The organism is Actinophytocola sp. KF-1 (assembly GCF_054661535.1).
Genome location: NZ_BAAFVK010000002.1, coordinates 91,249 through 105,068 on the forward strand (window position 1 = coordinate 91,249; position 13,820 = coordinate 105,068).

The 13,820-nt window shown below is 75.2% G+C and carries 9 protein-coding genes; 7 read left to right on the forward strand and 2 right to left on the reverse strand.

What is annotated here, in order from left to right:
* Positions 1-9 precede the first annotated feature (9 nt).
* The 3 genes from ACYQ77_RS06195 (at position 10) to ACYQ77_RS06205 (ending at position 3,717) form a co-directional block, all read left to right on the forward strand.
* Positions 10-1,371 carry a BTAD domain-containing putative transcriptional regulator gene (locus tag ACYQ77_RS06195; RefSeq protein ID WP_459708314.1) on the forward strand — a complete coding sequence of 454 codons (1,362 nt, stop codon included), beginning with the start codon at positions 10-12 and terminating at the stop codon, positions 1,369-1,371.
* Positions 1,371-2,975, forward strand: a complete 1,605-nt coding sequence (locus ACYQ77_RS06200; RefSeq protein ID WP_459708316.1) for an AAA family ATPase — start codon at positions 1,371-1,373, stop codon at positions 2,973-2,975. The genes ACYQ77_RS06195 and ACYQ77_RS06200 overlap by 1 nt, the downstream gene beginning before the upstream one ends.
* 85 nt (positions 2,976-3,060) lie before the next feature.
* Entirely contained in the window at positions 3,061-3,717 is a 657-nt protein-coding gene (locus ACYQ77_RS06205; RefSeq protein WP_459708318.1) for a response regulator transcription factor, read from the forward strand.
* Here the strand turns inward: ACYQ77_RS06205 and ACYQ77_RS06210 are convergent.
* Positions 3,707-4,960: a type VII secretion protein EccE gene (locus ACYQ77_RS06210; protein WP_459708320.1), complete on the reverse strand. Its 1,254-nt coding sequence runs from the start codon at positions 4,958-4,960 to the stop codon at positions 3,707-3,709. The two genes, ACYQ77_RS06205 and ACYQ77_RS06210, sit on opposite strands and share 11 nt — an antisense overlap.
* 233 nt (positions 4,961-5,193) lie before the next feature.
* Between ACYQ77_RS06210 and ACYQ77_RS06215 the strand changes: the two genes are divergently transcribed.
* The 4 genes from ACYQ77_RS06215 to ACYQ77_RS06230 are packed head-to-tail and all read left to right on the forward strand — an operon-like array spanning position 5,194 to position 11,604.
* Positions 5,194-7,377, forward strand: coding sequence for a fibronectin type III domain-containing protein (locus tag ACYQ77_RS06215; RefSeq protein ID WP_459708322.1), 2,184 nt, complete (start codon positions 5,194-5,196; stop codon positions 7,375-7,377).
* A complete protein-coding gene (locus ACYQ77_RS06220; protein WP_459708324.1) occupies positions 7,374-8,327 on the forward strand; it encodes an AAA family ATPase in 954 nt (317 codons plus the stop codon). Before ACYQ77_RS06215 ends, ACYQ77_RS06220 begins: the two co-directional genes overlap by 4 nt.
* A gap of 5 nt (positions 8,328-8,332) precedes the next feature.
* Positions 8,333-9,460, forward strand: coding sequence for a DUF58 domain-containing protein (locus tag ACYQ77_RS06225; RefSeq protein ID WP_459708326.1), 1,128 nt, complete (start codon positions 8,333-8,335; stop codon positions 9,458-9,460).
* Positions 9,457-11,604 (forward strand): DUF3488 and transglutaminase-like domain-containing protein, encoded by a 2,148-nt coding sequence (locus ACYQ77_RS06230; protein ID WP_459708328.1) that lies wholly within the window; start codon positions 9,457-9,459, stop codon positions 11,602-11,604. Before ACYQ77_RS06225 ends, ACYQ77_RS06230 begins: the two co-directional genes overlap by 4 nt.
* Here the strand turns inward: ACYQ77_RS06230 and ACYQ77_RS06235 are convergent.
* Positions 11,558-13,777: a serine/threonine protein kinase gene (locus ACYQ77_RS06235; protein WP_459708330.1), complete on the reverse strand. Its 2,220-nt coding sequence runs from the start codon at positions 13,775-13,777 to the stop codon at positions 11,558-11,560. The two genes, ACYQ77_RS06230 and ACYQ77_RS06235, sit on opposite strands and share 47 nt — an antisense overlap.
* Positions 13,778-13,820 lie beyond the last annotated feature (43 nt).

Consider the following 13,820-nt stretch of genomic DNA (forward strand, 5'->3'; position numbering starts at 1 on the left):
GTGGTGGACATGCGGTTCCACGTACTCGGACCAGTCGAGGTCACCACGGCGCAGGGCACGCCGGCCGAACTGAACTCCGGTAAGCCCACCACGCTGCTGGCCGTGCTGCTGCTGCACGCTAACAGCTGGGTCACCACCGATGATCTGATCGACGCGATCTGGCACCAGAAGGCCACGCCCGCGTCCGCGCTGCGCAACCTCCGCAGCTACGTGTGGCGGCTGCGGCAGTCGCTCGGCGCGCGGGTCGAGAGCCGGGCCGGTGCGTACCGGATCGTGGTCGGGCGCGGCGAGCTGGACACCGACCGGGTCGACGAGCTGGCCGCGGCCGCGCGGCGCGCGATCGGGAACGGCGCGCACGCCGAGGCCGCCGGGCTGCTCACCGAGGCGCTCGCGCTGTGGCGGGGCACGCCGTTCGACGGGCTCGTCGTGCCGTCGGCGCACGCCGAGGTGCAGCGGCGCGCAGAACAGCGCCGCGAGCTGCGCACGCTGCTCGCCGGCTGCTGGCGGGCGCTGTCCCGGTACGCCGAGGCGATCGCGGTGCTGCGTGAGCTGCTCGCCGACGACCCGTTCTGCGAGCGGACGTGGGCGACGCTGGTCCGCGTCCTGCACGCGGCAGGCAGGCCCGCGCAGGCGCTGGCCGCGTTCCAGCAGGCCAGGCGGATGATCGTGCGCGAGCTGGGGGTCGAGCCCGGCCCGGAGCTCGTCGCCGCGCAACGCGAGGTGCTCGGCCCGGCGCCCGCGGCGCAGCCACAGCCCCGCACCGACGGGCGGGTGAGCATCGAGCAGGTGATCTCCTCGGCGCGGCACGAGGTGCTGGTCCTCAGCTCGGGCGCCAACACCGGCCCGGTCGGCGCGTTCCGGCGCCTGCACAGGGAGAACGTGGACCGCGGCGTGCGGTACCGCGCGGTGTTCCCCGACGCGGAGCGGCTGTCGGGCAAGGTCACCGGCCTGGCGCTGGCCGGTGCGCTGGTCCGCACCGACACCACCGTGCCCATGGAGGTCGTGGTGATCGACGGGTCGGTGGCGCTGCTGCCCGCCGACGCGTCCGGCGACGGCGTCGCGGTGCTGCGGCTGCCGACCGCCGTCGGCGCCACGGTCGAGCTGTTCGAGCGGATCTGGTCGGCGGCGGTGGCGCTCAACCCGGTGGACCCGGTCGAGGAGGACCACGGCGGGCTCACGCCGAGGGAACGCGACCTGCTCGCGTTGCTGTGGGCGGGGTACACGGATGGTTCAGCGGGCGCGAAGCTCGGCATCTCGGTGCGGACGGTCCGGCGCACGGTCGCCGACATCATGAACCGGCTCGGCGCCCGCAGCAGGTTCCAGGCGGGCGCGAAGGCCGTCGACCGCGGCTGGCTGCTGGTGGCGAGCTGATGGCCGCGCGGACCCTGCCGGTCGGGACCCGTCCTGGCGCGTACCCGTCCATCGCGCACGCGCTCGCCGACGCGGGCGACGACGCGGTGGTCGCCATCGCGGCCGGGGTGTACGCCGAGGCGGTCGAGCTGACCGGCAGGCGGGTGTCGCTGGTCGCCGCACCGGGCGCGGAGGTGGTGCTCGAGGGCGGGGTGGTGGCGAGCGGCGGCGCGCTCACGCTGCGCGGCATCGAGCTGACGGGCGCGATCGCCGCGACGGACGTCGAGCTGGTCGTCGACCGCTGCGTGCTCACCGGCGGCCACGGCCCCGCGGTGACCGTGCGCGGCACCCGCGAGTTCGCGGTGACCGGCTGCACGATCAGCGACGCGGAGCAGGGTGTGGTCGTCGAGGGCGCGCCGGGCCTGCTGGCGGACACCACGATCACGGAGGTGACGGGCGACGGCGTGGTCGTCGGCGTGGGCGCGAGCCCGGCGATCCGCGACTGCGTGATCGAGGCGTGCGGTGGCCGGGGCGTCTACGTCTACCAGTACGCGCGCCCGGTGATCGAGGACTGCGAGGTGTCCGGCACGGGCGCGGAGGGCATCGCGGTCGCGCACCACAGCGCGCCGGAGATCACCCGCTGCCACGTGCACGACGTGCGGGGCAGCGGTGTCGCGTTCGGCCCGGGCTGTGGTGGCACGGTGGCCGGTCTGCGCACGGCGAACACGGCGGACCCGGCACTGGCGATCGCCGACGGCGCCACCCCGACCGTGGTGACGGAGGGCGGCGCGACCCCGGCCGGGCACGGGCTGGAGGACCTGCTGTCCGAACTGGACGGCATGGTCGGCCTGCCCGGCGCCAAGGCGGAGGTGCGCGCGCTGGTGGACGAGCTGCAGGTCAACGACTGGCGGCGCAGGGCGGGGCTGCCGATCGGGACCGCGAGCCACCACCTGGTGTTCACGGGTGCGCCGGGCACCGGCAAGACGACGGTCGCGCGTGTCTACGGCCGGTTGCTGAAGGCGCTCGGGGTGCTGCCGAACGGCGAGTTCCTGGAGGTGTCGCGGCGGGACCTGGTCGGCCAGTACATCGGGCACACGGCGGAGAAGACGGCGCAGGTCTTCGAGAAGGCCATGGGTGGCGTGCTGTTCATCGACGAGGCGTACACGCTGTCCCGGAGCGGCGCCGCGGGCGGCGACTTCGGCCAGGAGGCCATCGACATGCTCGTCAAGCTGATGGAGGACCACCGCGACGAGGTGGCGGTGATCGTGGCCGGGTACACGGCGGAGATCAGCGAGTTCATGTCGGTCAACCCCGGCCTCGCGTCCCGGTTCGGCAAGACCGTCGAGTTCGAGGACTACGCCCCGCCGGAGCTGGTGGAGATCCTGGCCCTGATGGCCACGTCCGGCGGCTACGACCTCGACCGCGCCGCCGATCCCGTGCTGGCGGGGCACTTCGCCCGCATCGCAGGCGATCCGGGCTTCGGCAACGCCCGCGACGCGCGCCGCCTGTTCGAGGGCATGCGCAAGGCCCAGTCCCAACGGCTGCGCGGCACGGGCCGGATGCCCACTGTGGACGAACTCCGCACGCTGGCGGTGGAGGACGTGCTGGCGGCCATCGCCCGCTGACGGTGGCGGTGGTCGCGCGGCCCGCGGCGCCCGAACCACGGACCGCCCCACCGCCCCGGTCCCCGCAACGCATACCGTGGACCCCGTGCGGATCATGGTCGTGGAGGACGACGAGAACGTCCGTGACGGGGCGGTGGCCGTCCTCAGGGCGGCGGGCTTCGCGGTCGACACGGCCGCCGACCTGCCCGGCGCCGACGAGTCCCTCTGGGTCAACAGCTACGACTGCGTCGTCTTCGACCGCATGTTGCCGTCCGGCGACTCGCTCCACTACGTCGCCCACCGGCGCGCCCAGGGCTGGCAGGTCCCCGTCCTGTTCCTGACCGCACGCGACAGCGAGCACGACCGCGTCGCCGGGTTGCGCGAAGGCGACGACTACCTCGTCAAGCCCTTCGCGGCGGCCGAACTCGTCGCGCGCGTCCGCAGCCTCTGCCGCCGCGCGCCCGCGCCCCGGTCGACGGTCCTGCGGTGCGCCGACGTCGAACTCGACGCCGCCCGCAACCTCGTCACCCGGGCGGGTGTCGTCCTCAGCCTGACCCGCAAGGAACTGCTGGTCCTCGAACGCCTGATGACCACCGTGGGCAGGCCCGTCAGCCGCCGCGAGCTGATCCGCCACGCCTGGGACGAGAACTTCGACCCCGACTCCAACGTCCTCGACCAGACCGTCCGCGGCCTGCGCCGCAAGCTGCGGGAACCGCCGCTGGTGCACACCGTCCGGGGCATCGGGTACCTGATCACACCGTGACCCCCAGCGGCAGGGTCGCCGCGAGCCCGAGCGCGTGCCTGCCGTCCCACCGGGTCAGCGTCACCCCGACCTCGCGGGCCAGGGCGGTCACGTCGGTGACGGCGGCGGCCAGCGCGTCGGGACGGCTCGTGGCGATGCGGAGCACGGCTCCCACCACCGGGTCACCGGGGTTCGCCGGGTCGTGGTGCGCGGTGTGGCTCAGCGTCACGGCGGTGTCGGGTGCCGCGGCCAGCAGCCAGCGGGCCAGCCGGGCGGCGGCGGGCCCGCTGAGGCCGGCCCAGCCGTCGAGCCGGAACGTGGCGTGCCGGATCGGGCCGCTGTGCCAGTGCCACCAGTCCTCCCTGACCAGCCCGCGGCCCGCGTTGACGTGTGCGAGCGCGGCGTACGAGCCGAGCGTCTCCTGCTCGGTCAGCGGCCGGAACGGCGTCCCCGCCTTCCGCAGCCTGCGGCGCACCCTGCGCACCACGTTCGCGAGCGCGGCCAGCACGTCCTCGTCGGCGTACACCGCCGCGGTCCGCAACGCCCGCAGCGTGAGCCACACCCGCGCGGGCTGGGACCGGTCGACGCCCGCGTGCTGCACCACCTGGACCGCGTAGGCGAGCGCGTCGTCGGCGCCGGGCAGCAGGTCGCGCGGTGTCAGCACCGGGTCGCGCCGGTTCGACTCCGGGCGGAGCACGGCGCCGACCCCGGTCGCGTCGCTGACCACGAACGCCTGGGCGTCGCCGATCATCGTGTGCGCGCACTCCGCGCCCGGCCGGACCAGCCCCAGCAGGGCGGTCCCCGGCTGCTCGCCCGGCAGGTCCGCGGCCCGTGCGCGCAGCAGGAACCGCAGCGCGACCAGCACCCACCGGCACAGCAGCTGCCCGCGCACCCGGACCGTCACGAACGCGCCCAGCGCGACGCCGCAGCAGGCGACCGTGACCAGCACCGGCCACGACCGGTCGAGGACGAGCAGCACAAGCACCAGCACCACCTCGGCCGCGACGACCGGCGGCACGAGCCCCCGGCGTGGGCGGCGCGCCGCGGGCGGCTGCGGCTCGGGCGGCGGCGCGACGGACGCGGCGACCACCGGCCGGGGCGCGGGCGGTGGCGGGGCGACCGGGCGCGCGGGGACCGTCGCGACGGGCACGACCGGCCGCGCCCGCGGCACGGCCGGGACGGCGGACGCGGTGGCGGCCGGTGCCGCCGCGGGCACCTGCCGTGGTGGTGGCGGGGCCGCCTGCCCCGACGCGGAACCGGTCACCGGGGGCACCTCCTCGGATGTGTTCCCCGGGAGGTTCGCACGGCGGGCGGCCGCCGCGCTCGCGTCGTGTATCCGCGGTGTACCCGCGGTCACTACCGTGTGCGACACGGTGCCGCCGGTCCCGTTTCCCCTGGTCAGCGACGGCGGCCATAAATGGCCGCCCCCTGTGACCTTGTCCGTGGCCCGGGCCGGGGGTGTTGTTGCGGCGGAGGTTCTCCGGAGGGGTGGGGTCAATGGGTGAGCATCGGCGTGCCAGAGGGCTGACGGTCACGGCCGTCGTCGTGGCCTGTCTCGGGCTCGTCGGCGTCGCCGTGTTCCGGGAGACGCCCGCGTCGCAGGCCGTCGAGTTCATCCCGGTCGGCCACTGGGTGTACCGCGTCGCCGACGAGGCGGCGTACCACGTGGACGGGGCGACCGGGCAGGTCGACGCGCGGGTCGGGGTGCCGGGGGCGGAGCCGGACAGCCAGGTCGCCCAGGGGAACGGCGCGGGCTACGTCGTCGAGCGCAAGCGGATCACGATCTTCGACGAGTCGACGCTGCACGTCGAGGACGCCGTCGACCCGCCGGCCACCGAACGGCCGGTGGTGCTGGAGGTCGCGGGCGGCCCCTACCTCGTGTACCGCAACGCCGGGCAGGTCGTGCGGCTCGGCGACCCGATGGCCACGGTCGCCGCGGGCGGCCCGCTGACCGACCCGGTCGCGACCGGCGACGGCACCGTGTGGCTGCACCGCATCGACTCCGGCGCGTTGTGCGCGCTGCCGCGCGGCGCCACCCGGCTGTCCTGCCCGGCACGGATGGAGCAGCAGCACCAGGGCGTGCTCACGGTCGTCGGGGACCGGGCGGCGGTCGTCGACACCACCGCCGACACGGTGACGCTGGTGCACGACGACGGGTTCGGCGTCAGCAGGCCGCTCGGGTTCGACGTGCCCACCACGGCACGGGTGGCGGCGGCCGACGCAGGGGGCCGGCTGGCGGTGCTGGACACCGAGCACGACCGGATGCACCTGGTCGACACGGCCGGGCTGGACGGGCGCCCGGAGTCCGCGCCCATCGAGGTCGACCTGCCCGAGGACGGCGAGTTCGACGGCCCGGTCGCGGCGGCCAACGTGGTGGCGGTGGTGAACACGGCCGCGAACGAGCTGCTCACCTACGACAGCACCGGCGAGCGCCGCGAGACCACGAAGCTGCCCGCGAAGGACGGCGCGCCGCGCCTGGTGTCCGGTGAGGACGACCGCATCTACGTCGACAGCCCGGACGGCTCGCACGTGCTGGTCGTCGACGGCTCCGACGGCTCGGTGCTCGACGTGCCCGTGGTCGTCGACGACCCGGACGCCGACGCGGAGGTGCCGGGCGACACCGACGAGGAGAAGCCGACCACGCCGACCTCGCAGGCCGAGGACCAGGACGAGCCGCGCGACGAGGAACCCCGCCGCGAGCAGCCGCGGGAGGAGGAGCCGCGCCGGGAGGACACGCCGGTCGAGGAGCCGGAGGTGCGGGCAGCGCCGCCGGTCGCGTCCGCGACTCCGCCCGGTGCGCCGGGCGCGGTGTCGGCGGTGGCCGCGCACCAGTCGGCCACGGTGACCTGGCGTGCGGCCGCCGACAACGGCGCCCCCGTCACCGCCTACCACCTGACGTGGCCCGGCGGGTCGCTGCGGGTGGCGGGCACGGCAGGCCGGGCGACGGTGTCCGGGCTGACCAACGGCACGTCGTACCGGATCGCCGTGGCCGCCGAGAACTCGGCGGGCCGGGGCCCCGCGGCCACCGCCGCGGCGGTGATCCCGCTGCGCGCGGCCGCGGCGCCGACCGTCACCATCCCGGCCCAGTTCGGGCTGCAGCCGGTGACGTGGAACCAGCCGGACCTCTACGGCGGCACGCTCGTGCACTACGTGGTCAGCGTGACCGGCCAGGCCGACCAGACCACCACCGAACCCAAGCTCACGCTGACCACCTTCGTCAACGCGGGCGGCGTCGTCACCGTGCGCGCGGTGACCAGGTTCGGCGCCAGGACCGTCACCGGCGAGGCGGGCTCCGCGGAGATCCCGTCGCCGCTCGACTTCCCCAGCGGGAAGATCACCCGCGTGGCGTGGGCCGCGCCCGGCACGGTGTCCGTCACCTACACGGTCACCTCCCAGTCGCCCGCGACGTGCGAGGTGTCCGTCACCGGCGCGGCGCCCGTCACCGGCCCGTGCTCGGCCACCACCACGACCACCGTGCCCGGGGTGCCCGAGCCCGCGAACGGCATCGTGCAGGTGGTCGTGAGCATCACGAACGCGAGCGGCGGCAACGGCGCCCCGGTGTCGTGGATGGGCGCCCCGGAAGCCGCCGCCGGTGGCTTCGTCCTGTGGCTCGGACCCGGCGCACTCGCCGTGGCGCACTGGTGGACGAACCGGCGCCGACGAAAGGAGAGCAGGCGATGACCCCGACACCGGGTGCCGCCTACCAGCGCATTTCCGACAACGTGCAGGCCGTCGTGCGCGGCAAGCCGGAACTGGTGCGCCTCGCGGTGGCCGCCCTGTTCGCCGAGGGGCACCTGCTGATCGAGGACGTGCCCGGGGTCGGCAAGACGACGCTCGCGCGGTGTATCGCGGCCAGCATCGGCGGGAAGTGGAGCCGGATCCAGTTCACCCCGGACCTGCTGCCCGGCGACGTCACCGGCGTCATGGTCTACCACCAGAACACCGGCGAGTTCCGGTTCCACCCCGGCGGGATCTTCGCGAACGTGGTGCTGGCCGACGAGATCAACCGCGGCACCCCGAAGACGCAGGCCGCGCTGCTCGAGGTGATGGCCGAGCGGCGGGTGACGGTCGACGCGACGTCCCACCCGGTGCCGAGGCCGTTCCTCGTGGTGGCGACGCAGAACCCGATCGAGCTGGAGGGCACCTACCGGCTGCCGGAGGCCCAGCTGGACCGCTTCCTCATGCGGCTGCGGGTCGGCTACCCCGACCACGACGCCGAGCTGATGGTCGTCATGTCCGACTGCGCCGGTGTGGACGCCGACGACCTGCCCGCCGTGCTGTCCGTCGTGGACCTCGAGCAGGTGATCAAGGAGGTGCGCCAGTTCCGGGTGGCGACGGAGATCGCGTCGTACGCGGTGCGGCTCGCGGCGGCGACCCGGGCGCACCAGGCGGTCCGCTTCGGCGCCAGCCCGCGCGGCAGCATCGCGCTCGTCCGCGCGGCACAGGGGCTCGCGGCCACCCACGGCCGCGACTACGTGATCCCCGACGACGTCAAGGACGTGGCACAACCCGTGCTGGGGCACCGGCTCGTGCTCACCCCGGAGGCGGAGCTCGCGCGGCGGCAGGTCAGCCAGGTGGTGGCCGAGCTGCTCCGCGAGGTGCCCGCGCCGACGGCGATCGCGGGGAGGTAGCCGCCGTGTCGGGGCGCGGGGTCACCCGCCGCGGTGTCGTCGTGCTGCTCGGCGGCGCCGGGTGCTACGTGCTCGGTGCGGTCGCCGGCTACGCGCTGTTCCGCGCGCTCGCCGGGCTCGCGCTCGGGGTGTTCGCCGCGGCCCTGGTCGTGGCGCTGTCCCGGCCACGCGCCGAGGTCAGCAGGACCGTGCACCCGGACCGGGTCGAGCGCGGCACCCCGGCGCTCGCGACGCTCGTCGTCCGCAACCCGGGCACGCGGCGGCACGGCGGGTTCGCCGCCGTCGACCGGGCGGGCGCCGCCGAGCACCGCGTGCAGGTCCGGCCCCTGGCCCCGGGCGCCGAGGCCACCTACCACTACGAGCTGCCGACCGGGCAGCGCGGCCTGCTGCGCGTCGGCCCGTTGGTGCTCAACCGGTCCGACCCGTTCGGGCTGGTGCGCACCGACCGCACCATCGGCACGACCACGACCGTGCTGATCCACCCGCGCAGGCACGCGGTCCGCCCGGCCGCGGTCGCCTTCCCGCGCCACCACTACGACGGCCCGGCCACCGACCCGCCCCTGCGCGGCTCCCACGACCTCGTCGCCGTGCGCGAGTACGTCCGGGGCGACGAGGTCCGCCTGCTGCACTGGCGGTCCACCGCGAAGACCGGCGTGCTCATGGTCCGCGAGTACACCGACCCGGCACTGGCCGGTTTCACCGTCGTGCTGGACACCCGGACCGGCGCGCTGACCCCGTCGTCCTTCGAGGACGCCGTGGAGCTCGCGACGTCGCTGCTGTACGCGGGCGCGCAGGCGGGCCAGCGGTGCCGCCTGATCACGTCGGCGGGCACGAACGTCGCGACGGACAACGGGTTGCCTGGTGCGCAGGCACTGCTGGACGAGCTGTGCCTGGTCACGCAGGACGCGCAGGACGCGTTGGTTCCCGCCGAGCTCGCCACGCGGCGGCCGTCTGGCTCGCTGGTGGTCGTCACCGGGCCGGGCGCCGACCTCGGGCACGCCGCGGTGTGGCGCCCGGACACCGTGTTCCGGCTGGGCGCCGCGGCCCCGCCGGCGGGCGGCGTGATCACGGCCGAGACGGCGGCGGCCGCCGCGGCGACGTGGAACGTGCTGCGGACGGAGGCGGGCCGGTGAACCGGGTCGCGGTCGCGGGGCTGCTGACCGCCACGGCGGTGGCCGGCCTGTTGTTCGCGCCCGTGTTCGGTGTCGGGGCGCTGCTGGCGCCGGTGCTGGTGGTCGTCGCGGCCGGGTACCTGTGTGTCGAGGCGACCACGCGGTGGCCGCGGCTCGTCCCTTTCCGGCCGCTGCTGGTCGTCGTCGCCGGGCTGCTCGCGGTCGTCGAGGTGGTGCTGTTCCCCACGACCCTGGCCGGGGTGCCGACCGGGGAGACGGTTGCCGCGCTGTGGCACGGCGTCACCGACAGCTGGCTGCTCACGTTGCAGTCCACGTGGCCCGCCCGCCCCGTGCCGGAGCAACTGCTGTTCGTGCCGCTCGCCACGCTGCTCGCCACGGTCGCCGGCGTCGAGCTGTTCTGGGCCACCGCGCGCCCGTTCCTCGCGCTGCTGCCGAGCCTCGCGCTGGCCGGGCTTTCCCAGGCGTTCCACGCGTTCGACGGCACCGCCGCCGTGCTCGCGGCGGCCGGCTACGGCACCGCGGCGGCCGTGCTGGTGTGGGCGAGCACCCGCCGCCGACTGTCCACCGCGGACCTGTGGCCGGTGGCGCTGACCGTCGTGGCGGCCCTGGCCGGCACGCTCGCCGTCAGCGGCGCCGACCCGGTCGACCGCGCACCCGTGAGCCTCAAGGACGGCAGGATCGCGCCCCTGCACGAGAACCGGACCACGAGCCCGCTGCAGCAGATCGCGCAGCGACTGTCCACACCGGACACGGAGGTGTTCCGCTACCGCGCGGGCGAACCGGTCGACCTGTGGCGCCTCGCGGTCCTCGACGGCTTCGACGGCGCGGGCTGGTCCGCGGACGTGCGGCCCAGCAGGCTCGGCGCCCGGATCACCGAACCGGCGGGCACCGCGACCGCGTCGGCGGAGGTCGAGGTCACCGGCCTGACCGGCCCGTGGCTGCCGAGCCAGGCGATCCCGCTGGACGTGGCGGGTCTGGCGCCGCTCGTGGACCAGCACACGGGGGTGCTGCTGCGCGACGGCGGCACCGCCGACGCGTACCGGCTGACGTGGGCGGAGCCGTCGGTCGACGCGGCGACGCTCGGCGCCGCGCCGGTCGACACCCGGGTCCGCGGCGGGCTCGGCGGCGTCGGCGTGGTGCCGCCGGGGATCGACCGGCTCGCGAAGGACGCGGTGGCCGGGCTGCGGCCCACGTTCCAGTCGGCGCTGCAGCTCGACCGGTTCCTGCGCGCGAACTACCGGCTGGCCGTCGGCGACGACCTGCCGACCGGCCACGGCTGGCAGCAGCTCCGCCGGTTCCTGCTGGAGACCAAGCGGGGCACGAGCGAGCAGTTCGCGGCCGCGTACGTGGCGCTGGCGAGGATGAACGGCATCCCGGCCCGCCTGGCGGTGGGCTTCCGCGGCGGCACCGGCACCGGCGGCGGCTACCACGTGGTCCGCAACCGGGACGTGCTCGCGTGGCCCGAGGTGGCCGTGCGCGGTGTCGGCTGGATCCCGCTCGACCCGACCGAGTCCGCCGAGGCCGCCGCCGGGGGGTCGGCGCGCAGGGGCCTGAGCGCGGTCGTGGACCAGGCGAGGCGGCAACTGCCGCCGGAACGCGACCTGCGCCCGCCGCGGTTGCCGGAGGACGAACGCGTCGTGGCCGACGCGTCGCCCGAGGCGGCGTCCGGGGCGGGCTGGCTGGTCGTCACCGCCGTGACGGCAGGGGCGCTGCTGACCGCGTGGTTGCTGGGAGTGCCGCTGACGACGGCGATCCGCGCGCACCGGCGCAGGCGAAGGCGCGGCGCGGCCGGCGTGCTGGCCGCGTGGGCGGAGGTGTGCGACCGGCTGCGCGGGCACGGGGTGGCGTACCGGGTGGGCATGACCCCGAGAGACCTGGCGGCGGTGACGGCAGGCGTGGCGGGCCCGGCCACGGAACAGGCGATCCGCGAGCTGGGTCGAGTTGTCGACATGGCGATGTGGTCGGGCGTCGCCGTGGCCGACGGTCACGCCCGGCAGGCGTGGCACCGCGTCACGGAGATCCGCCGCGGCATGGCGAACCGCCCCGTCGGCACCCGCCTGCGCGCGGCGGTCGACCCGCGGGTGCTGTTCCCGGTCGTCAGAGCGCGCAACGGGCGCCACGAACGGGCACCGGTTCGCTGGTGAAGATGTCGCGGCTGTCGGTGGCGCGGATCTGGAAGCAGTACTTGCGGTCCCGGTCGACCGGCACCCGCATCTCGTGCGCGCGGTTGGCGACGAGCACCATCGTGTCGATGTTCTCGCCGGCCACCACGACCGAGAAGTCGAGGTCCCCGTCGGCCTCCCACCGCAACTCGACGTGATCGCCGAGGTCCGCCACCGAGGTGACCACCAGCCCGACGTCCCGCGCCGGCCGCGACTCCGTTGTGGACGGTGCGGTGGTCGTGGCCGGGGCGGGTGCCTGCCCGGCACCGTCCCCACCCGAGAGCAGTACGGCCACGGCCACCCCGGCCACCACCACACAAGCCCCGACCACCGCGACGACCTTCCACCACCGGGGCGAGGCGCGGCGGCCCTCCTCTGCCTGCCCGCCCGCGGAGTAGATGAGCGTGCGCCCCGGCTTCGCCGCCGCGGCGGGGATGTTCGGCGCGATCGGCGAGGTCGTCGGGTGGGTGCGCGGTCCCGGCACCGGGGAGTTGCGCGCGTCCGGCGGGATCGGCGGTTGAGCCGGGGGAGTGTTGTGTGGTTCCGGTGGGGTCGTCGGGCGGTGTGGTGGCTCCGCTGGGGAGTTCTGGGACAGCGCCGAGAGTGGAGGCTGAGCGACCGGAGCGTTGTGTCGTTCCGCTGGGGTCGGTGGGGTTGCCGGGAGGTGTTGTGGCTCCGGCGGGATCGGCGGCTGAGCCGGGGGAGTGTTGTGTGGTTCCGGTGTGGTCGCCGGGCGATGTGGCTGCTCCGCCGGGAGGTTCTGGGACAGCGCCGAGAGCGGGGGTTGAGCGACCGGAGCGTTGTGTCGTTCCGCTGGGGTCGGTGGGGTTGCCGGGAAGTTCTGCGGTTCCGGCGGGATCGACTGTTGAGCCGGGGGAGTGTTGCGTGGTTCCGCTGAGTGCGGTCGGGTCGCCGGGAGGAGCGGAGCCACCGGAAGGTTCTGCGGTTCCACCGAACCTGGAGGTTGAGCCGGGGAAGCGTTGTGCGGTTCCGCCGAGGTCGATGGGGTCGCCGCAGGGGAGTTGCGCGATTCCGGCGAGGCCGGGGACTGAGCCTCGGGAGTGTTGTGTGACTGCGCCGAGGTCGGTGGCCCAGCCGGGTGATGTGGCTCCGCGATCGGTGGCGCCACAGGAAAGTTCGGTGGCACAGGAAAATTCCCCGGCGCGGTGGAAACCGGCGGCGCTGGCGGGAAGTTCTGCGAGCCTGGCGGGACGTACCGCGGCCACCCCGCAGGCGCCGCCATGTCCGGCCGCCCGGCGAAGGAGTCGAAGTCCGTGTCCGGGTGGGCAGCCGGCGGCACCAGCGGGTGCAACGCGGCCGGAACAACCGCGGACCGCCCGCCGCGTACGTGGTCGAACCACGCCGCGACCCGGGTCGCGTCCGCGGGGCGGCCGGCCGGGTCCTTCGCCAGCAGCAGGCTGACCAGTTCGGACAGCTCGCCGGGAACGGCCTGGACGGGCGGCACCGGGTCCCGCAGCACGCGCAGGATCCGCTCGCCGGGGGCCTGACCGGTCCGCCGCGGGAAGGGCGGCGCGCCGGTCAGCATCGCGTACAGCACGGCGCCCAGCCCGTACAGGTCCGAGGCCGCCGAACGGACGTCGTCGCGCAGGGTTTCCGGGGCCGTGTACTCCAGGGCGTGCATGGGGTCGCGCGAGAAGCGTTCCCGCAGCGCCAGGCCGAAGTCGCCCAGCACGGGCTCGCCGGAGCGGCGGAACAGCACGTTGTGCGGGGTGACACCACCGTGCACGACACCGGCCTCGTGTGCCGCGGCCAGTGCGTTCGCGACCGCGCCGCCGATGCCCAGCACCTCCGGCACCGGCAGCGCGCCCCTCGTCAGCATGCCCGCGAGCGACCCGGCACACAGCTGGGTGAGCACGCTCGACCGGTCGCCGCCGTACTCGCTGACGGCGTCGACGGTCAGGATCGACGGGACCGAGGCCACGGTCGCGAGCGCACGGCGTTCGCGGTCCAGCCTGCCTGCCGTGTCCCGGTCGAACCGGTCGGGGAACACCTTCACCGCGACCTCGGCGCCGGTCGCCGCCAACCGTCCCGAGTAGACGATGGCGACCGGTCCCCGCCCGATCACGGTCGCGGCGACGACCGCCCCGCCGCCGTCAGCGCTCAACGCCGGACCCCCGTGGCTGGTAACCGTCATGCCTGCAACGTACGAACATCCACCGGCTCCCGCGCGTTTCGGC

Coding starts and splice junctions, on each gene's coding strand:
- ACYQ77_RS06195 (WP_459708314.1), top strand. CDS start 10: ATGCGGTTCCACGTACTCGGACCAGTCGAGGTCACCACGGCGCAGGGC.
- ACYQ77_RS06200 (WP_459708316.1), top strand. CDS start 1,371: ATGGCCGCGCGGACCCTGCCGGTCGGGACCCGTCCTGGCGCGTACCCG.
- ACYQ77_RS06215 (WP_459708322.1), top strand. CDS start 5,194: ATGGGTGAGCATCGGCGTGCCAGAGGGCTGACGGTCACGGCCGTCGTC.
- ACYQ77_RS06220 (WP_459708324.1), top strand. CDS start 7,374: ATGACCCCGACACCGGGTGCCGCCTACCAGCGCATTTCCGACAACGTG.
- ACYQ77_RS06235 (WP_459708330.1), bottom strand. CDS start 13,777: ATGACGGTTACCAGCCACGGGGGTCCGGCGTTGAGCGCTGACGGCGGC.